We start from the raw sequence: 20,273 nt of genomic DNA on the forward strand, positions 1-20,273 counted from the left end.
GTCACACGTCCAGCGTGATTGCCACGGGGCAATGGTCCGATGCCTTCGGCCGGTCCCAGCCGGTGCGCGGATAGCGCTCCACCTCCTGCCCCGGCGGAAAGATCGTGCGGAAGGGCTGGCCGCCGCGGATGATTTCCGGAACCTGGCTCGCATTGCGCTGCGCCAGTGCCGGCGACAGCCAGATATAGTCGAGCTGGCAGAGGTGCCGCTCCTGCGGCCCGCGGCTGTGAAACAGCGTCCAGCGGTCGAGCACCGGCCGGCGCAGCATCGGGTTTTCGACGAAGCCGTCCGCGGTCAGCACGTCGAGCGCGCTTTCCTCCTCCTCGCGCGGCACGAACTCGTAGCCGTTGCGCCGGTCGCCGAGAACATCGACCTTTTCCTGGTAGTCGTTCATGTCGCCGCAGATCGCGAACATCTTGTCGGCGGTATGCCCGCGTCCGAAACGGCTTTCGATGATGTGGCGCACGGCCTTGGCCTCCGCCACGCGCACCGGCATCGTCGCCTGGCGCCCGTCGAGCCCGTCGCGCGCCGGCCCCATGGATTTGAAATGCACGACATAGAGCGTCAGCGGCCGCCCGCCGATCCTTAAATCCAGCTCCAGGCAGTCGCGCTTGAAGATCCGGTCGGTCGGCCGGTTGGTGGAAGCCAGCGCGTCGTTGAAGATATCGAGATCCGCATAGGTCAGCCCCGCATGGCTCTTGACCTCGAGGCACTCGATCGGCTGGCCGTCGAGCGTTTCCTCGCGCATCAGCACCGCCACGTCGATCCCGCGCGAATCATTGCCCTCGATCAGGTATTTCTGGCGATAGCCGTTACCGACCATGCGGAAGAGATAGTTGTATTCGAAGGCCTGCAGCGACGCCATGTTGTCGGCCTCCTGCAGGCAAAGGATATCCGCGTCGCAATCGGCAATCGCAAGCGCCGACATCTGCCGCGTATCGTCCGTATGGGCGATCGTGCGCGCCTCCTCCAGCCGCTGATACTCGGCCTCCGTCTTCACGTCGAAGAGTCTCAGCACCCGGTCCTGCTTGAGCTGATTGCGGAAGCCGGAAAAGTCGAAGCGGCTCATGAGATTTTCAATATTGAAGGTGGCAAGTCGAAGGGACATCAAGCAATTCCATGGCATCAAGTGCGGTGGAGCTTAGGCATTGAAGCGCAAATGTCGAGGGTGATTTCCGAGGAGGCACGAGCGGGCTTTGCCCAAAATGCACGCGCCCTTCGCCTGTTGCTGCCCGTCGGCCATGTGGGACGCATGCTGCCACGTCTGTTCAAGCGAACCGCCATCATCCGCCGTCGCAGGATAGAAATTGCCCTCAGAACGCCGCCAAGCGCTCTACGAACCAGAAGGCGGCCATCGTGCCGATCCCGTACGTCGTCGCGAGAAGCGCACGGCGACCGACAACAGGTGGGTATCTTACCAGCCTCACAAGTCCGACAGCTGCGATCACGGCTGCAATGAACATCAGCTGTCCGATTTCCACACCGACGTTGAAGAACAGCAAGGCAAGGGGAATATCACCTTCCGGAAGTGCGAGATCGGCCAAAGCACCGGCAAAACCAAGTCCATGTAGCAGGCCGAAGGCAAAGGCAACCAGCCAGGGTCGTTGCGCCGTCAGGCTGGCTTGGCCGCTTTGGATGCGAATGATCTCACAGGCAAGCAGCAGGATACTGAAGGCAATCGCCGCTTCGACCGGAGGGCCCGGGACATTCACGAACCCGAGCGTCGCCAGAGTGAGCGTGATCGAATGCGCTGCGGTAAAGGCAGTGACGGTCAAAAGGAGCGCTCGCCAGTCGCGGGCGATGAACATTAAGGCCAGAACAAAGAGCAGATGATCATAGCCGATCAGAATATGCTCTATCCCATGGGCGATGAAGGTCTTGGCGACATCGAGACGCCCGGGTCGAGACGCGACCTCAATCCAGGGCTGGGATGGGTGAACCATCGTCGTCGAAACGGAACCTTCAAGCAGATGCACCCGAACCAGCACGTTGGTGATCGTCGCCTGAAGGCCGACGAACTCCACACGCTTGCCCGCAAGACCTCCATCGGCCGCTTCGATGATGCGGGTTTCGACAAGCGAATCCGGGAGGTCACGCTCGGCTGGAGGTGTGACGTTTCGGACGCTCTCCGGAAATCGCAAGACGACCGGAAGACGCATGCCGGATAGCACGGGGGTGCGCCATACGACCGTGTAACGGGTTGGCCCCGTCTGGTCGATCTGGAGGTAGGCGGGCCGTATCTCGTGGGCGGCTGCATCCACAGCGAGTGCGAATACTGCGAGAACCGCCCCGATGATGAATCGCCAGAGTGAGATCGCAACCACGCCGCGGCGGCTCATTGCGCAGACACTTCAAACTGATTGCTGGTTCCTGCGGGAATCTGGTGACCTTGCAGATCGCCGGGGGTGATCTCAGGCACGGTCACGACATAGCGGGATCGCATCTCGTCCAGCGCCGTCCGCTTTATCTCGCGATACTGGTCGTCGATCCATCCCGCCCTGACGGCGGGTTCGACCTCCGCAAACGTCGGGATGCGACCCGGCTCGATGGCATCGATCCAGACCAGATGCCACCCATATCCGGATTGGATCGGGCCCTCCCACTTACGGGGCGTGAGCTGAAACAGCGCCCTGGAGAAGTCCGGACCGAATTCCTTCGCCATCTGATCCGGAGTGGCATCGCCATAGTGGTTCTGGAACATGAAGGGTTCGCCGACCCCCGCTGCTTCGGCCGTATCCGGCGACTTTCCGTTGACGCGTGTCAGCGCGGCGGACGCGGCATCGCGCGTCGCTGCGCCATGCCTGTCCGATGAGAAATAAAGGTGCCGGAAGCTCGCATGGCCAGGCAGTGCGAAAGCCTGCGAATTGCCAGCGAACCAAGTCTTGAGTTGCTCGGTGGTCGGCTCCTGCAACGCAGCCACATCGGCGGCCAGGAAATCCATCTTCTGCGCCAACCGGCGCTTGACCACCTCGTCGTCCCGGTCAAGGCCGAGGGCCACGGCTTCGCGGAAGAGGATTTCCTGGGTGACCTTCTGGTCTACCAGTCCTCTGACCTGCTCTATCGTCGGGGTCGACCTGCCTTGCGCCAGCCAGCTGATCGCCAGTTGCCGCACATCGTCCTTCGTCAGCACGATCTCGTTGGTCTCGGCTCCGCCCTCCTGGGTGGGGTTCAGGAGGTGGTAGCCGCCGAACAAGACGGCCCCAACCACGACGAAATGGAGCAGCGGCTCGCTCAGAAAGCTATGCCATGTGCGCCTCGCGCCGAGATCGGCGTTTCCCTTTGGTATCGAGGCCTCAGGGGCGATTGGAAACAGTTTCATTGAGATCACTCGCTTCACTGACGCCTGGTCTTACTGGGCTACAGACTGCACCTCGTAGTTGGCGTAGCCGAACTCGTTGCTGCGGGCGGCGATGTACTTGTCGCCCAAGCTGTAGACGGTCAGCTCAAATGGTGTGCCATCGATGGTCGTAACGATGTGGCCATCCTTGATTTCATAGGCAGCCGCCGACCCCGACAGGCTCGGGTGCATGACCTGCAGCAAATCGTCCGGCTTGGGCGGACCGTCGTTTGCTTGCGTGATGACGCGCTGTCCGCTTGCGCCGAACAGCACATCGAAGTTGTTGTTCGTGACAGTGTTGCGGACCTTGAATATCTTGCCGACCACGAGCTGCTTCAGCTGATCTTCGGTCAGCGCCGTGGCCCCCGACTTCGCCAGATCGGCAACCGTCAGGCCACGCTCGGCCTTTGCAATGGCCGCTGGCGTCGGCGTGTACCAGATCGGCGTGGTCCAGGCGCGCTCCTGAACGGTTGCTGGCGCATTGCTTGGCGGCAGTATGCCGAGTTTGACGGCGTCATGGGTGCTCCAGCGCGGGGTCGGAATCTGCAGGACACGGGAATAGTAGAAGGCGTGCAGGCTCGGATCGAACTCGGGGTCGGTCCACACCGCTTTCAGCTCCACCGAACCGATGTCGTTGGTGTAGGTTGCCTTGGTGATGTCCACCGTGCTTCCAACCGGCGGCAATTTGCCGGTGACGGGGTCGGGCTGGCGAGCGCCGGACCAGGCCACGTCGAACACCTTCTCGAAGACCTGCCCCTGCTTGGTCCATCCCTTGATGATCTGAATGCGATCGAGATTGCCGTCGGCCGGGTCTTTCACCGCGGTGACGACGAACGACGGAACCTTGCCGTCGGCCGGAGGCAGATCCCCGCCCATCGGCACGCCACTGGCATAGGCGGTCTTCGCCCAGTCCGCGTCAGCGAGAAGCCCCTGGTCGTAGTCCCAGCCGCCAAACATGCGGGCCTGGATACGAACGCCGCTGGTGCCATAGACTTCCCTGCGCTGCATCGCGGCGAAAATGGATTCCCGCGTGTTTTCCTCTGCCCAGACGACGGTGAGACCGGACGTTCCTGTTTTAAGGATGTCCATGCCGGCTTCGACCCTGCCTGCAAGCCGAGCCGCTGGGGACGCATCGACAAGCCCGTGTGCGCCAAAGAAATTCGACTGCGCGTATGCAGTGACGGTGTTGTGGGAATCGCCGGCTCCGACGACGCCGAACTTGTAAGGGTTGTATCCGCGCGTGGCATGCATCGCCAAGCCATTCTCATAGGCTTCGCGGATATAGCTTCCGTGCAGCTTGGATGTGCTGTTATCGAGCCCGAGGAGATAGTTCATGATCTCGTAATTGGCGAATTCGTCGGTCGGCGACAGATCGGGATGCGTTTCGGATACGCCCTTCACCTGCTTGATTTCCGACAAAGGCTCGTTGGTCATGCGCTGCTGCGCCCAGGCTGCGTCCAGCGGATTGCCTTTGCTGTCCACGTCGACCGGAAACATGATGCCGTTGGAGAGATTGGCGTTGTGCGAGATGGCAAGCACCTCGTTCCCGGCCTTTCTCTGACCGTCCATCCAGGTCCAGAGGTCTTCCGGATGATCGGACTCCATCGCGGAGAACGGTGCGGCGGGAAGCTTCGAGCAGTCCTTGAAGAACACGTTGCGGTGCATGTTCTGGCTATTGGGCATCGACGTCCATTCGTAGGAGCAGAACGTCGTGAACTGGCCGGGCTTGTTGTACTTGTCCGCAATCGCCGCGTTCTCCTGCCAGACAGTTCCCGCCATCTTGGGATCGACCAGTTCTGGAATGGGCTTGCGGCTGGCGATGCTTCCGGCGAGCCACTGGAAGACTTTAACGGCTGGGTTGTCCTTGGTGACTTTCAGCTTTTCGGCAATGGGCAGCTTGCTCAGCGAAGACGTAGGATCGTTCGCAAGCCGGATGACGCCCACATATTCCGAGTGATCGGTCACGCCCTGGAAGTCGAGGGGCGTCTTTATCTGAACGTCGAACCCGGCGGGATGCTTGATCGCCTGTCCCATCGAATACTGGTAGGCCTCGGCTGGCCCCGTCACCGTATTCCCGATGATGTAGGCGTCCATCGACCAACTGGTGTGTTGGTGGGTCTGCCCGAAATAGGCATGGCGCTCCTGCGCGAGCGCGGGGGTGGCGATCAATATCGTTGAGGAGAGCAATAAAGCTAATCTGTTTATCCGGCGCATGAAAGCATCCTTCCTCGGCGGAACCAGGGGTGGAATTGCAATACGAGAAGCATGGATATGCAGGATTGTATCGACGTGTTTTAGTTTTGGCAGATATTGCGTCTTGCGACAATAGAGCTGTCCCCCGAAAGGGTATTGATCCGGTCAGGCCGCTGCTTACATGCCTGTGCCGTAAATCTGCGTCCCTCCGCATTACAGCGCCGCGCGTCAAACATGACGCGCTAAGGACGCTGTAACGCTTTAAACTTGCGGCATAATTTATCCTTAAATCGATTCCGATTTAAGGATAAATTATGCCGTAGGTCCCCATATGACCCGAACCCCGATTGCCATGATCCCTGCGCAGACAGTCGCGGGCGCATCAGCGCCTCATGCCAGCGGGCGAAAACCTTGAAGCAGCCGGAGAGATGCTGGCAACGTGAAAAGTGACGACATTGGTCGGGCGGGCAACCGCCGCCCTACGAAATGTCAGTAATCTCCAGCTCCTGCCCGCCCATGGCAGCCACATCCCCGACCCCCTTGCCCATGAGGATCCGTGCGACCGGGGAAACGTAGGAGATCGAGCCGGCCTTCGGGTCCGCCTCGTCCTCGCCGACGATGCGGTAGGTCTGCACCCTGCCGTCGTCGCGGCTGAAGGTGACGGTGCTGCCGAAGGCGACGGTGTCGGTCGAGGTCCGGGCGGCGACGAGCTGGGCGGTGCGCAGGCGTTCGGCAAGATAGCGCAGGTCGCGCAACGGACCGGCCGCCTGCCGCCGGCGCTCGTTCACGTCCTCGATCGTGCTGGTCGCATCATAGGCCTTGCGCGCTTGGGCGGCCTCCTGCTCCAGAGCCTTCAGGCCCGCTTCCGTAACAAGGTTCGGGTGCGGCGAAACCGGGCGGTCGGGCAGCAGCGTTTCCGAAGCGGTTTCGGCACTCTCTTCCTTGGTGAAGGCAACGCTCAATCTCAATCTCCGTATGGGCGCGATGCGCGCCCCGCGCATGGGGTCACGCCCCCTCGTTTGTCGGGACCGTGCATAGGACGACGATGGACGAACCGGCAATACCGACCTGTCGCCGGCAGACGTCGATCAACACTATACGACCAATGGTCACTGACGACCAAATCAGCTCGGCCTTGGAGGCCCACGTGTCACGCAGCACTCAGCGGCCGCCCCCCAGCCAGTCGGCAAAGACCCGGAAGCAGCACCGCAGGTGCTGGTGGTGCGGAACAATAGATAACCGGGTCCTTATGTGTCCGACCCAAAATCCGATTTGTCCTCAAGGGCAATAAAAAGAGAACATTTCTCCGTCGCGTCCCGATGACCCTACGTGGTTCTCCGGAACGTATCCTTGGGAGGAATACAAATGATCAATTTTCTTCGAAAAAAATTGCCGGCCTCAGCGTGGCCGGGCAAGACTTTCGCGGCCAGCCTGCTGCTTGCGTCGTCGCTCGTGGGTTTCAACGGCGCAGCGGCGCAAAGCCTTGACCCCAATCTGAAGGACGGACCGCAAGGCTCGACCTTCTGGGATGACGTTCCGCCGGAGGTTCCGGCCGATGCCAAGCGCGGCGACATCTACTGGGTGCAGCAACGACAGGATGCTCCGGAAGGGTCGAGGGGATGGAACATCATCTATGTGACCGAGGGCGCGGATGGCGCACTCATCTATGTTTCGGGAGAGATCTACGTTCCGAACCAGGCCGGCAGCGGGCCTCGGCCACTTGTCCTGTGGAATCATGAAACCGCGGGGACGCAGGACAGTTGCGCACCGTCACGCCGCAATCTTGTCAGCGCTTATGGGCCGCGCATCCCTGCGCTCAAGGACCTCCTGGCTCGCGGCTATGTCGTCGTCGGGAGCGACTACCAGGGCCTCGGCACCCCAGGTGCCACAGCCTACCTCAATGGTTCGGCACAGGCGCACGCTTCCCTCGATGCCGCCCGCGTTGCACTGAAATTTCCGGGCGCAAATGCCGACAAGCGCTTCACCACCTATGGCTGGTCGCAAGGCGGTCAGACGTCGCTGTGGGTTGCGCATATCCAGGAGGATTACGCACCGGAGCTCGAGCTTCTCGGCGTCGGCGCAATCGCGCCTGCCTCCCGCCATTGGGACCTTACCGAATATGACCTGACGACGACGACAACGGGTGGATATTACATCTCTCGCATGGCCGGTCTGAATGTCGGCCACCCCGAACTGAAGCTGCGCGACGTGGTCTCCGTCGATGGCCTCGAAATGCTCGAGAAAATGAGCGCTGGCTGTTGGGACATCGCCGCCGCGACCGGGGGCCATCCAACGACCCTGTTTGCCAACCAGGAAGGTCTCGCACCGGGCAAGCCCTGGCGCGTCCGTCTCGAAGAAAACGACAAGTTTCTTCCGGTCAAGAACGTGCCATTCGTCTTCTTCCAGGGCGACAAGGATGACGCCGTACCGGAGAGCCTGACCCTCAAGGTCGCGCAGGATATTTGCGCGCAATCGACCGCGGTGGACTACCGCAAGAGCGCCGGCCTGGACCATGAAAACATCGTGCCAGTCGCAGCCGCAGCCCTGCCCGCGTGGTTTGGCGAACGATTTGAAGGAAAAAAGCCCGTCGATAGCTGTCCGGCGCTGAAGTAGCACATTTGCTCGCCGGTACGTGCCCGGGAAAAGATGGGCGCGCGGGGCCGCCGAACGGGCAGCCGAAGGCCGCGTCGATCGCGCGCAGCAGCAATGCGTCGGGGCCGGTTACGCGAGCGACGTCTCGATAACCATAACCTGGAGGTTTATCATCAGCCCACGGTGCGCCGCGCCATGGGCTGAGATAAAACACCTTCGCAAGGCGCATCGCACCAGACCGTTGATACACGCCCAGGCTTGGCCTGGCCGCTCACCCTGACCCTCTCCCCGCCTGCAGGGAGAAAATGGCCGGCAGGTCGGATGAAGGGCAGCAAAAACAAAGTACGCCATGCGTCCCGATGAACGCATGGCGCTCTGGTTCTTGCAGCGTCGCCCGGCCCTCGGTGCTTTCGCCCGAGGCGGGTCTCGGACTATTGCAGCGTGCGCGTCGGTGCCTGGCCGGGCTGGCCGGCGGTTGCCGCAGCGCCCGCCGGATCGGCCGCCCCACGCTGGCCGTCGAGGCCGGTTGCCACCACCGAGACGCGGAAGGTGCCGTCGAGCGTGCGGTCGAAGATCGAGCCGACGACGATGTCGGCCTCGTCGTAGACTTCCTCGCGGATGCGGGTCGCCGCTTCGTCGACTTCGAACAGCGTCATGTCCATGCCGCCGGAAATCGAGATCAGCACGCCCTTGGCGCCGCGCATCGACACTTCGTCGAGCAGCGGGTTGGCGATCGCCGCTTCGGCCGCCATCAGCGCACGGCCTTCGCCGGTCGCCTCGCCGGTGCCCATCATCGCGCGGCCCATGCCCTTCATCACCGACTTCACGTCGGCGAAGTCGAGGTTGATCAGGCCTTCCTTGACGATCAGGTCGGTGATGCAGCCGACGCCCGAATAGAGCACGCGGTCGGCGATCACGAAGGCATCGGCAAACGTGGTCTTGGCGTCGGCGATGCGGAAGAGGTTCTGGTTGGGGATGACGATGACGGTGTCGGCGGCCTCGCGCAGCCGCTCGACGCCCTCTTCGGCCATCTGCATGCGGCGCTTGCCTTCAAAGCTGAACGGCTTGGTGACGACGCCGACCGTCAGGATACCGGCCTTGCGGGCTGCTGCCGCAATCACCGGGGCCGCACCGGTGCCGGTGCCGCCGCCCATGCCGGCGGTGACGAAACACATATGCGTGCCGCCGAGGTGATCCATGATCTCGTCGATCGATTCTTCCGCGGCCGCCCGCCCGACTTCCGGCAGAGAACCGGCACCCAGCCCCTCGGTTACCTGCGCGCCGAGCTGGATCAGCCGCGATGCCTTCGACATCGCCAGCGCCTGGGCATCGGTGTTGGCCACGATGAAATCGACACCCTGAAGCCCTTCGGCGATCATGTTGTTGATGGCGTTGCCACCACCGCCGCCGACACCGATGACGGTGATCTTCGGGCGCATTTCGGTGATCGTCGGCTTCTTGAAATCGTTCATGGCTTTGTCTCCTAGGGCGAACGCCGCCAAAACAACGGATCGGGGCGAATCGGGCAGCTGTTATTTTAGGAATTGAAAAAAGCCACGGAGAAGGCAAGAGAAAAGGCTAGGGGCACTTTCCACACATGAATTGTGACCTGCCGTTCGGGCAGGATTTCACCCATTTGATCGGCTTGATCTAAAAGGCGAAATAGAAAGTTGGATCAATGACTTGCTGTGAACGCACCGCGGTCTGGCCATTTCCCCTCACCTGACCCGCGGGGGCGCGCTTCTTGCTTCAATGGGCCGAAGCGGCGCGACGCATCTCTTCCCGCTCCATGTCAATTGGGCGAACTGGGCCATTTCGGAGCACCCATCGGGTGCAGACGCAAACTCCAAAATTGTGGCCAGGTTTGCCCCTCACCCCAGCCCTCTCCCCGCCTGCGGGGAGAGGGAGAATCGAGGTCGCGGCCCCCTACATACCGCGAACGAAGGTGCATCGGCTGGTGCCCCGAAGTCCCTTCTCCCCGCCTGCGGGGAGAAGGTGGCCGGCAGGCCGGATGAGGGGCAGGTCATAGTGGTTGCGGCAAGCAATCACGGTGGCCTGCGGCGGCGGCCGCGCCACCTCACGGCAACACTGTGATCTAAGCCTCGAAGCTCGGCCGCGCCCGCACCCGCTCCAGCCAGCGCTGCACATGGGCGAGATCCCCCGGCACCTCCATGCCGAAGACATCGCCGAGCCAGGCGCAGACGCCGGCGGTGATATCGGCGATCGAGAACGCCTCGCCGGCAAGAAACGGCCGGCCGTCGGCAAGCTCCCGGTCGAGCCAGGCCCATTTCCTCGGCACTGCCTGCCGCTCGGTCGCGGCAAAGGCCGGAAACTGGGTGAGCCTCTCCTTGAAGAGGGCATCGGAATGCAGCGCGACATTGCCGATCGTGCCGAAGATCACCAGCTCTGCGCGCCGGTTCCACATCTCCACCTTGGCGCGGCTGACGGCGTCACTGCCGAAAAGCTGCGGCTCGCGCTGAGTCTCCTCGAGATAGCGGCAGATGGCGACGCTCTCGGTGATGATTGAACCGTCACCCAGCTCCAGCACCGGGATCTGCCCAAGCGAGTTGAGCGCCAGGAACGCCGGCGCCCTGTGCTCCGCCTTGGCGAAATCGACGTCGACCATCGGCAGCTCGATGCCCTTCTCCGCCATGAATATGCGCACCCGGTACGAATTCGGTCCCATGCCCTGATAGAGTTTCATCGCTTCCTCCCATCGCCTGGCGCGGCACCATCGCCGCCCGCCCTTGATGCAGGCACTATGCCATACCAGTTGTTTTTGACAACCAGTTTTATTTAACTTTTTGGTTTATTTCCGGGTAACAAGAATTGTTCAGTTTGGCGACGGCATGCTCGGATGCGAAGACCCGGCTACGCAGCTGAGCCGCCCCCGCCTATATCAGGTTTAACAGGAGTTGTGCCGGTAGGTCTGAAACGCCATTTCTCTCGGCGCCAAGGATCAAGATGACCGTCGCGCTGCACGATGGCTCGAGCGCTAACATCAATTGGCGTAACTATCGTAGATCATGCGCTGGCTACCCGCCGTGTTCGACCATGGACCAATCGGGCAAGCGTCGGAGCATGATGGTGTCTCGCAATGACTTTTGAACTTGCCCTGCCACGCCAATCAGCTTGTCGAAAGCCTTCGTTGAGATTGTCCCACTGTGAACTGCGTTAGACGTAGCATCGTAGGCCGTTTTGAACGTCTCGCGTATGCCCTCGCGCTCCTCCTGAGTTTTTCCAAGATACGATGCAGCTCGGGTTGAAACCTTGTATCGGATTCCCCTTTCGTCACTTTTCATGAAGAATGCTTCCAAAGCGACACGGAGGTGGATGGCCCTCTCAATAGGGGAGCTCTGGGCGCCAAAAGCATTGAGGTGCCGCATGGCGATCCTCAGAGCGGCCTGCGTCCCCTGTTCACTCGCGACGAACGCCTTGATGAGCTTGTCAGCCGCCACAACGTCGTCGTGGCTAACTACAACCGTACGTACTGGTTCAGCAATCGGCATTCGCCGCCAGTATCGCCACTGGGCATTGCATGGCACGGCATCATCGGCCACGCATGTGAGCGACATGCCGAATATACCTTCATCCGCCGGCATCACGAGAGACAAACACAGTATGGTATCCTCGATCGCTTGGGCAGACTGGTCGAGCTCGACCAGATCTTCGGAAACAGCATCACGCGCCGTATGGCGGATTGGATGCGTGTGTGACGTATACATCGCTGTCGGGTTATCGGGCAGTGGCAAGCCTGAGCTTTTGGTAAGCTCATATGCAAGCTGGCCGTTGGGAACGCCGCCTGCCAATCTGAAGGTCACGCCGTTGGAGAACTCAAACGGTTCTCCCGTATACTCCACTTCCGCTAACGGCCGCACGTGGTGAACCAGTACGGTTTTTGTCTCGACGTAATTGCGCAAAGCCTCCACCGCAAACTCTGCGCCATACGGCGACGGCCGCCTGGAAATTTCAATGAGCCAGCCCGCCAGAAGGAGAGGAGATGTCATGTGTGCATTGGAGGCGATCCACTGCATCTGCCCTGCGCCGAACAGCTCGAGTTGTTGCATGTCCTCGATAGCCGCGATCAGGGTGCGAACGCTCTCGGGGCCTTGATCCCGTGCCTCTTCGTACGGCATCAACATCTGAACGGCGAGAGGCTCGTAGTCTCGCGTGGCTTCCGCGACGAGCGACGGCAACAGCTCCCAATCGGTCATGTCTTCTCCGTAGAGGTTAGCAGCGAGAATTGCAGGTCCCCCGCCGACTTCACTCCGGCCGGAAGGTCGGTGATCGAGCAGGCACTGTCAATGACAGGTTCTCGGCGCCTCGCACCTTCGCGCGGCTAGCCTTGCTCAAAGTCGCCAGCCGCTGGCGATCTTAAAGTCCGCTTTCTGCCCGACGGGTATCGCCGTATCGCCATAGGCCTTCAGCGGCTGCCCGTCCGGCAGCGCCAGCGTCAGGGCGAACCGTTCGCCCTCGTAGACACAGGCCTTGACCTCGAGCGCGATGCCGTCGGCATCCTGCCGCACATGCTCGGGCCGCACTAGCACATCGCGGCGAGGGCCATCATCGGCAGAGCCGATCGCCTCGCAAAGCATCGGCCAGGCGAGCGCCCGCGGCGCATGGTCGGCCACGGGCAGCCTGAGGATCGAGCCGCGGCCGATCAGCCCGCCGACGACGGCGCCTTCCGGCCGGGCATAGATTTCCGCCGGCGGCGCCAGCTGCACCAGGCGCCCTTCCGACATCACAGCGACATCGGTCGCCAGCGCCATCGCTTCCGACTGGTCGTGCGTCACATAGACCATCGTCGCGCCGGAGCGTTCGTGGAAGATGCGGAAGGTCTCCTCCATCGACTTGCGCAGATGCTGGTCGAGATTGGCGAGCGGCTCGTCGAGCAGCACCACATCGGGCGACGTCACCAGGCAGCGCGCCAGCGCCACCCGCTGCCGCTGCCCGCCGGAAAGGGCTGCCGGCCGGCGCTCGGCATAGTCGGTGAGTTTTACCAGCGCCAGCGCCTCGCCGACTCTGCTGCGCCAGCTCTCGCCGGAAATGCCGCGCACCTTCAGGGGATAGCCGACATTCCCCGCCACCGTCATGTGCGGCCAGAGCGCGTAGGACTGGAACACCATCGCCATGTTGCGTTTTTCCGGCGGCAACGCCCGCGAGGCATCGGAAAGCCGGCGTTCGCCATAGTCGATCGTGCCGTCGGTCGGCTGCTCGAAGCCGGCGATCATGCGCAGCACCGTGGTCTTGCCGCAGCCGGATGGGCCGAGCAGCGCCAGAAACCCTCCTTCGCGCACCGTCAGCGACACGTCGGATACGGCAGGCCGGCCGCCGCCGAAGTCCTTGGTCAAGTGGTTGAGGATCAGTTGCGCCACGGCAGCACGCCTTCCGGAAGATAGTTTGCAAGGGCCTCGAGCGCTGCCATCAGCATTATCACCATGAGGACGACCAGCACCGACAGCGCCGAGGCCAGATCGGACGAACCGCTGTCGTCGAGATTGAAGATCGCCACGCCCAGCGTCTGCGTGCCCGCCGACCATAGAAGGGCGGAAACCGTCAGCTCGTTGGCGGCGATCAGGAACACGAGGATGATCGACGCGCCCGCCGCGGGCGCCACCAGCGGCAGGATCACGTCGCGCATGCGCCTGATGAAACCGGCGCCCGACAGCCGCGCCGCCTCCTCCAGCGACGGGTCGATCTGCAGGAAGGCGCCCATGACCGGCTTCAGGCTGACCGCGAGGAATGAGGAGAAATAGGCGATCAGGATGATCCAGATGGTGCCGTAAAGCGAAACGTTGAGAACAGGCAGCGGTGCCGCGAAGGTGAGGATGAAGGCGACCGCGAGCACGATGCCGGGCAGCGCATAGGGAATCTCGATCAGGATGCAGAGCGTGCCTGAAAGCGCACCCTTGCGCCGGTTCATGAGATAGGCAGCCGGCACCGCGACGACGAGCAGCCCGAGCGCCGCCGTGCTCGCCAGGAACAGCGAATTGGTGAAGGCACTCAGCGTCATCGTCTGGCGAAAGAGGATCTCCTCATAGGCGCGCAGCGACACCGTCTGCCAGTTGAGCGGCACGCCGTAGGCCGGCACCAGCGAACTGGCGATCAGCGCCGCCAGCGGCGCCACCAGCACCAGAAACAGGATCGCCGCCAGCGCCAATTCGACAAGCACACGAAAACGCCCGAGCGAAAAGGCGGCATTGGCGCCGGAAAGGCCGATGATGCGGTAGTCCTTGCCCGAAAGCGCCCGCTGCTGCAGGATCAGTCCGGCAGCCGCGATCGCCGCAATCAGGCTGGAGATCAACGCGATCTCGCCGAAGGTGCCCGAGCCGAAGCTTGCAAGCCGCGTATAGATCAGCGTCGGCAGCACCGAAATCCCGGCGGGAATGCCGAGGATCGCCGGAATGCCGAAATTGCCGACACCGGAGACGAAAGCGATCGCCGCACCGGCGATCAACCCGGGGGCTGAAAGCGGCGCGACGATATCGAGAAAGACGCGAAACGGCAAAGCGCCGGAAAGCCTTGCCGCCTCCACCCCATCGCGCGGCGAGGCTGAAAGCCCCGCCTTCAGCGCCAGGAACACCAGCGGCGCATGCTGCACGCCGAGAAGCAGGGCAATGCCTGATAGCGAATAGAGCGGCTGCGGGCTGCCGAGCGGCGGCGCAAGCCCGAGCGTCTTCAAAAGCGGGCTCGCCGGCCCGGTCATCTCCACCCAGGCAAGTGCGGTCACCTGCGGCGGGATCATCATCGGCAGCATGAAGGCGAAGCTTAAGGTCAGCTTGCCCCTGATATCGGTGAGCGCCACGGCAAAGGCGAAAAGCGCGCCGATGACGAGCGAGATCAGCATGCCGCCGGTTGCCGTCACCAGCGTATTGCGGATCGCCGCGTAAGTCGCGGGCTCGGTGAGCACGCCGATGGAATTGCCACTGACCAGCCCGGCAAAGCCGGCTTTCACCAAGCTGATGAGCGGCAGCACGCAGAGAAGGAAAAGGCAGGCGAGCACGAAGGGCACGAGCCAGCGCGGCTCGCCGGCGGGCGAAGCGCCCGATTTCGCCCGCCCCGGACGCGGCACCCCTGCAATGGCAAAGCGCAGCCAGCGGTGCCGGCTGCGCATGGTTTCACCCTGGTCGGACATTCAGGCGATCAGTTCGTGCCGAAGATGCCGGAGAAGGTCTTGAGGTCGGCGTCGGAATTCTTCACCGCTACCGCAGCATTGATCGGCAGCACCTTGATCGTCTCGCGCGCCGGGTAGCCCTCGGGCAGCGCCACGCCGTTGCGTGCCGGGATATAGCCCATCTTCACCGCGGTCTCCTGTCCCTCCTCAGAGATCAGGAAGTCGACGAATTTCTTGGCCGCGTCCGCGTTCTTGGCGGTCTTCAGGATGCCGACCGGCTCGGTGACGGCGGAAACGCCTTCCGCCGGGAAGACGAACTCGACCGGCGCGCCCTTGACCTTCTCGCGGATCGCCATGAAGTCGACGATCATGCCGTAGGCCTTCTCGCCGGTGGCGACGGCCTTGAGCACGCCGCCGTTGCCGCCGGCAGCCGTCGCGCCGTTTTCGGCCAGCGCCTTGTAATAGTCCCAGCCGAGGCCGTCGATGCCGGCAAGGGTCTGCGCGTGGATGAGGGCAGCACCCGAGGTCAGCGGGCTCGGCATCGTCACCAGGCCCTTGGCGTCGGCCTTAGCGAGATCCTGCCAGCCCTCGGGCTTCGTCGAAGCCGAGGTGTTGTAGATGATGCCGGTGGTGATCATCTTGGTGGAGTAATAGGCACCGTCGGCATCATAGAGTGAGGCGTCATAATTGGCCGCCTCCGGCGACTTGTAGGCGAGCAGCTGGCCGGCTTCCTTCAGGCGCTGCATCGTCACCGTGTCGGCGATCAGAAGCACGTCGGCAACCGGGTTGCCGGCCTCGATCTCGGCCATCAGCTTGGCCATCAGCTTCGTCGTGCCTTCGCGCACCCACTCCACTTCGACACCGGGATTGGCCGCCTTGAAAGCGTCGACCGTCGCCTGCGCATCCTCGTTCGGCTGGCTGGTGTAAAGCACCAGGTTTTCGGCAAAGGCGGCGGTGGAAAGCAGTGAGGCGACAAGTGCACCGGCAACGACGGAAACAAACGATTTCATCGGCATATCCTCGGTTCAAGATGGCGCCGAGGCTTAGTGCGGATGTTTTACAGGGGTGTGACAGGTGGACAGGACCGCCTGGAGCCACGCCCCTCATTTAAAAAAAATCGACCCCCATGTCACAGCGGCCGATCCTGTCTCGTCATGTTGTCGGAACCAACGAAAGGAAACGGAACCATGACTGCCAAGATCGACCTTTTCGCCGCTGCCCCGCAACTGATGAAGAGCTGGACCAGCGTCTCGATGACCATCGCTGCTAGCCTGGAGCCTGATCTCATCGAGCTCGTCAAGATCCGCGCCTCGCAGATCAACGCCTGCGCCAACTGCATCAACATGCATACGCAGGAAGCGCGCGCAAAGGGCGAGACCGAGCAGCGCATCTACCTGCTTTCGGCCTGGCGTGAGGCGCCGTGCTATTCCGAACGCGAGCGCGCCGCGCTAGGCTGGACCGAGGCCCTGACTCGGCTGTCGGAAGGCCATACCCATGAAAGCGCCCGCCAGGCGCTGGAGGACCAGTTCACCGAGGAGGAACAGGTGAAGCTCACGCTCATGATCAACGTCATCAACGGCTGGAACCGCCTCGCCGTCGGCTTCGGCCTGTGGATCGAGCCGGCAACGGCAAAGGCTGTCGCCGAGGCAGCCGCCTGATGGCGGGCAACGCGAAGGAAGACGCAGCGGCGGGCTTCGACCCGCTGCGTCCGAAGCTGATGCGCGTTGCCTATCGCATGCTCGGCTCGGTCGCCGACGCCGAGGACATGGTGCAGGAGGCCTTCATCCGCTGGATGGGGGCCGACCGCTCCGCGGTGCGCGAACCCGAAGCCTTCCTGCGCCGCACCGTCACCCGGCTCTGCCTCGATCAGTTGAAATCGGCGCGGCGCCAGCGCGAGACCTATGTCGGCCCCTGGCTGCCCGATCCCGTCGTCGAGGAGGAGCCGGAAGAGGACGTCACCCTGCCGCTGATGCTCGCCCTGGAGCGCCTGTCGCCGCTCGAGCGTGCCGCCTTTTTGCTGCATGACGTCTTCGGCCTCAGCTTCGAGGAAGTCGCCGCGACGATCGAGCGTGATCCGGCCGCCTGCCGGCAACTGGCGGCCCGCGCCCGCACCCATGTTCGCGAGGCGCGGCCCCGCTTCCACGTCGAACAGGCGCGCGGCGTCGAACTTGCCGAAGCCTTCTTCACCGCCTCGCGCAGCGGCGACCTGAAGGCGCTCGGCGCCATGCTGGCCTCCGATGTCAGCATCCACGCCGACGGCGGCGGCAAGCGCTCCGCGGCGATGCAACCGATCCTCGGCTTCGACGCCGTCATCAAGGTGCACGAACAGTTGGCTGCGCTCTTCCGCAAACACGGCTCGACGCTCGTGCGCGCCGGTTTCATCAACGGCCTGCCCGGCTTCGTCACCCGCGAGGCCGACGGCGAGCTTCAGTCGACCGCGCTCGAGATCGAGGACGGCAAGGTCGTGGCGATCTATATCGTGCGCAATCCCGACAAGCTGGGGCATCTGCACTAGATGCAATTCCAGGAAAATGTGAAACGGTTCTCCGCCAGGAATTGTGTAACTTCAAAGAGTTAGATCCTTTCGCCGTTTCAATGAACCAATGAAATGATCTAGCGTATTTCCAAGGACAGTACGAAGGGGTTGCCCATCCGCAATTGCGTGCGACTACAACCAAGGAAACATGCGCCAGCACGGAATGGCGAGGTGTTGCGGCACCGTGTCGCCCGGAAAATGGCGCGCGTTCATTATCTCGGAGTGAGGCCATCAAGCAGGAAGTCGAGGCCTTTCCTGAAAACGCCGTCCCAATCGTTATCCAGCAGCAGACGAGAGCGTTCAATCGTCGGGTAGCGTTCGCTGAGACGTGTAAGGCGCTGCTGCCCGGCGGCCCTGTCCTCGTCCGAGAGGTCGAAGCTCGCCCGGGTGGCGGTAGCGCCGATCACATAGTTCCACAGCGACCATATCGCGACGTTCAAATCTGCGTCCGCGACACCAGCTCTCGACAAGGTCTTGCTCAGCAGTTCCAGGCGAAGAAGGATGTTCGGGCCGAGCGCCCGGCGCGGCAACAGCGATGCCGACCAGGGATGGCGCAGCATGCTGGCGCGCCAGTCCTCGAGCATATGAACGACTTCCCCGCGCCAGTCTTGAGACTGAACGATGTCCGGCGGTCCGCGATATTCGAGCACCGAGTCGAGCGCCAGATCAAAGACCTCCTCCTTGTTGTCGACGTGCCAATACAGGCTCATCGCGCCCGCGCCGAGGCGGTCGGCCAGCCGACGCATCTTCAATCCGTCGACCCCTTCGGCGTCCAGCAGTTCTACCGCGGTCGCCACGATCCGTTCCAGAGAGAGAGGGGGTTCACTGCGCGGTTCCTGCGCGGACTGGGGTGCCGCACCTGTCCGTTGAGACCGTTTGCTCTGAGCGCCGCTGCGTTTGGCTGCCATCCGTCTTCCTTGCTGATCAGAACGTCGATTTAAGCGGACATGCGTGGAATGTCGATCCTGACCGATTGACTCGTACGCTGTACGATGCAATGTAGTCGTACAGCGTACGAGTCAATCGTATACGCAATTCGTTAAAGTTCAATCCTGCCGGCCGCGAGGGTACGTTGCTCGCGGTCCTCAGCGCCTACTGCATTTTTTTGTCCTTCAATCGTAGCCGCTTGAAGGACAAAAACATGCAGAAATTCAAAGTGCTACAGCGACCTTCGCGCGTCTGATAAGACGCGCGGCGCTGTAGAGAAAATCATGTCACGCGCAATCAAGCATCTGCTTATCGGAGGGCTAATCATCATGACCATGGGAGTTCCCACTGCGACGACAGCGAATGAGAATGATCTCAAGCTGACCATCGTCAATCCGCAAAACCTCTACGACCCGACGCCGAATGGCTACAGCACGGCGGTGATTGTGCCCCGCGAAGCCCGGCTGGCCTACATCTCCGGACAGGGCGGCCAGGACAGCACTGGAGCCTTGTCGCCCGACTTCGCCGTCCAGGTTAAGCAGGCCTACGCAAATTTGCGCACCGCCCTCGATGCGCTCGGTGCAAGGCCCGATCAGGTCGCCAAGCTCACGGTCTTCGTGGTCGATCACGATATGTCCAAGCTTGAGGTGTTGACCAGGAACGTCAAGGAAATGTTCGGCGAGGCGCTACCGGCACAGACTCTGATTCCTGTCCCCAAGCTTGCAATTGACCCCATGCTCTTCGAGGTCGAAGCCGTCGTCATTCTGAAATAGTGGCGCCGACGGGTACATAAGGGGAGTGTCGTCGGGCCAACATGGGCGGGCCTTTGTCAGCCGGAGGCTGCGGCGGTGAAAACCGCCAACTGAGCGTCGAAAGCACGCCGGTAGGCGGGCCGCGCTTCGCCGCGGGCGATATAGGCGGAAAGGTTCGGATAGTCTTTCAGTATGCCCGAACCTTCCAGTCTGCGCAGCACCGTCACCATAAGCAGGTCACCGGCGCTGAACTCGCCGTCCAGCCAGTCGGCATCGCCAAGTCGACCGGAAAGGTCGTCCAGCCGCTTGCGGATGCGCTCCTCGACGAGGGACTTGCGCTCCTCGTACCAGGGCTTGTCGCCCTCCAGGTATCTGGCGATTTCGCGATCAACGATTGGCGGCTCCATCGTGTTGAGCGCGGCAAACATCCAGGTGATCGCGCGCGCCCGGGCATTCGCATCGTCGGGCAGCAGGCCCGGATAGTGCTCGGCGATATGGAACACGATTGCCCCCGACTCGAACAAAGCGAGATCGCCTTCTTCATAGGTGGGAATCTGGCCGAAAGGCTGAAGCGCGAGATGCGCGGGTTGCTTCATCGCTTTGAACGAAACAAGACGAACGTCGTAAGGCTGGCCCACTTCTTCGAACGCCCAGCGGACGCGCATGTCACGCCCCAGACCCTTGCCGCGATCGGGTGACCGTTCAAAGGCGGTAATTGTAATCGTCATCACTGTTCTCCATAGCTTGCCTGTCTTGAAGACGATTGGCTAAACGAGATTCCGACACCCCATGCTCAAGATAATCCTCGCGATCAGTTTAAGC

The 20,273-nt window shown here is 62.2% G+C and carries 17 protein-coding genes; 4 read left to right on the plus strand and 13 right to left on the minus strand.

The genetic code is table 11. The annotated features are described in order from the left end of the window. Window position 1: 1 nt before the first annotated feature. From BC360_RS00950 to greA, 5 genes are all read right to left on the minus strand, one after another. A complete protein-coding gene (locus tag BC360_RS00950; RefSeq protein WP_065793926.1) occupies window positions 2–1,108 on the minus strand; it encodes an endonuclease/exonuclease/phosphatase family protein in 1,107 nt (368 codons plus the stop codon). A 205-nt stretch (window positions 1,109–1,313) separates the two neighbouring features. Further along, window positions 1,314–2,339: a HupE/UreJ family protein gene (locus tag BC360_RS00955; protein ID WP_065793927.1), complete on the minus strand. Its 1,026-nt coding sequence runs from the start codon at window positions 2,337–2,339 to the stop codon at window positions 1,314–1,316. Continuing rightward, on the minus strand, window positions 2,336–3,319 hold the full coding sequence (locus BC360_RS00960; RefSeq protein WP_083222372.1) for a peptidyl-prolyl cis-trans isomerase: 984 nt from the start codon (window positions 3,317–3,319) through the stop codon (window positions 2,336–2,338). Before BC360_RS00960 ends, BC360_RS00955 begins: the two co-directional genes overlap by 4 nt. 30 nt (window positions 3,320–3,349) lie before the next feature. Then, window positions 3,350–5,551: a DUF3604 domain-containing protein gene (locus tag BC360_RS00965; RefSeq protein WP_065793928.1), complete on the minus strand. Its 2,202-nt coding sequence runs from the start codon at window positions 5,549–5,551 to the stop codon at window positions 3,350–3,352. 458 nt (window positions 5,552–6,009) lie between these two features. After that, window positions 6,010–6,492: a transcription elongation factor GreA gene (greA, locus tag BC360_RS00970; protein WP_065793929.1), complete on the minus strand. Its 483-nt coding sequence runs from the start codon at window positions 6,490–6,492 to the stop codon at window positions 6,010–6,012. A gap of 403 nt (window positions 6,493–6,895) precedes the next feature. Here greA and BC360_RS00975 point away from each other — a divergent pair, with 403 nt between their 5' ends. Beyond that, a complete protein-coding gene (locus tag BC360_RS00975) occupies window positions 6,896–8,143 on the plus strand; it encodes a lipase family protein (RefSeq protein WP_065793930.1) in 1,248 nt (415 codons plus the stop codon). Between the two features lie 410 nt (window positions 8,144–8,553). Here the strand turns inward: BC360_RS00975 and ftsZ are convergent, their stop codons facing one another. The 6 genes from ftsZ to BC360_RS01005 form a co-directional block, all read right to left on the minus strand. Continuing rightward, window positions 8,554–9,594 carry a cell division protein FtsZ gene (gene ftsZ, locus BC360_RS00980; RefSeq protein ID WP_065786935.1) on the minus strand — a complete coding sequence of 347 codons (1,041 nt, stop codon included), beginning with the start codon at window positions 9,592–9,594 and terminating at the stop codon, window positions 8,554–8,556. 623 nt (window positions 9,595–10,217) lie between these two features. Then, the gene (locus BC360_RS00985) at window positions 10,218–10,826 is read right to left on the minus strand and encodes a glutathione S-transferase family protein (protein WP_065793931.1); all 609 of its coding nucleotides are present in this window, start codon (window positions 10,824–10,826) and stop codon (window positions 10,218–10,220) included. A 331-nt stretch (window positions 10,827–11,157) separates the two neighbouring features. Next, a complete protein-coding gene (locus tag BC360_RS00990; protein WP_065793932.1) occupies window positions 11,158–12,336 on the minus strand; it encodes a HEPN domain-containing protein in 1,179 nt (392 codons plus the stop codon). 135 nt (window positions 12,337–12,471) lie between these two features. Beyond that, window positions 12,472–13,497: an ABC transporter ATP-binding protein gene (locus BC360_RS00995; protein WP_065793933.1), complete on the minus strand. Its 1,026-nt coding sequence runs from the start codon at window positions 13,495–13,497 to the stop codon at window positions 12,472–12,474. After that, on the minus strand, window positions 13,485–15,236 hold the full coding sequence (locus tag BC360_RS01000; protein WP_065793934.1) for an ABC transporter permease: 1,752 nt from the start codon (window positions 15,234–15,236) through the stop codon (window positions 13,485–13,487). Before BC360_RS01000 ends, BC360_RS00995 begins: the two co-directional genes overlap by 13 nt. A 29-nt stretch (window positions 15,237–15,265) precedes the next feature. After that, window positions 15,266–16,246: an ABC transporter substrate-binding protein gene (locus BC360_RS01005; RefSeq protein WP_065787054.1), complete on the minus strand. Its 981-nt coding sequence runs from the start codon at window positions 16,244–16,246 to the stop codon at window positions 15,266–15,268. Between the two features lie 177 nt (window positions 16,247–16,423). Here BC360_RS01005 and BC360_RS01010 point away from each other — a divergent pair, with 177 nt between their 5' ends. After that, window positions 16,424–16,894 (plus strand): carboxymuconolactone decarboxylase family protein, encoded by a 471-nt coding sequence (locus BC360_RS01010; protein WP_065793935.1) that lies wholly within the window; start codon window positions 16,424–16,426, stop codon window positions 16,892–16,894. Next, the gene (locus BC360_RS01015; RefSeq protein ID WP_065793936.1) at window positions 16,894–17,751 is read left to right on the plus strand and encodes a sigma-70 family RNA polymerase sigma factor; all 858 of its coding nucleotides are present in this window, start codon (window positions 16,894–16,896) and stop codon (window positions 17,749–17,751) included. Before BC360_RS01010 ends, BC360_RS01015 begins: the two co-directional genes overlap by 1 nt. Window positions 17,752–17,984: 233 nt before the next feature. On the opposite strand, the gene BC360_RS01020 is transcribed toward BC360_RS01015, so the two are convergent. Further along, window positions 17,985–18,680: a TetR/AcrR family transcriptional regulator gene (locus tag BC360_RS01020; protein ID WP_065793937.1), complete on the minus strand. Its 696-nt coding sequence runs from the start codon at window positions 18,678–18,680 to the stop codon at window positions 17,985–17,987. A 303-nt stretch (window positions 18,681–18,983) separates the two neighbouring features. Here BC360_RS01020 and BC360_RS01025 point away from each other — a divergent pair, with 303 nt between their 5' ends. Next, on the plus strand, window positions 18,984–19,472 hold the full coding sequence (locus BC360_RS01025; protein ID WP_065793938.1) for a RidA family protein: 489 nt from the start codon (window positions 18,984–18,986) through the stop codon (window positions 19,470–19,472). A 56-nt stretch (window positions 19,473–19,528) separates the two neighbouring features. Here the strand turns inward: BC360_RS01025 and BC360_RS01030 are convergent, their stop codons facing one another. Then, window positions 19,529–20,179, minus strand: a complete 651-nt coding sequence (locus BC360_RS01030) for a glutathione S-transferase family protein (protein ID WP_065793939.1) — start codon at window positions 20,177–20,179, stop codon at window positions 19,529–19,531. Between the last annotated feature and the right edge of the window lie 94 nt (window positions 20,180–20,273).

The organism is Ensifer sp. LC163 (genome assembly GCF_001695855.1).
Classification (GTDB): domain Bacteria; phylum Pseudomonadota; class Alphaproteobacteria; order Rhizobiales; family Rhizobiaceae; genus Ensifer.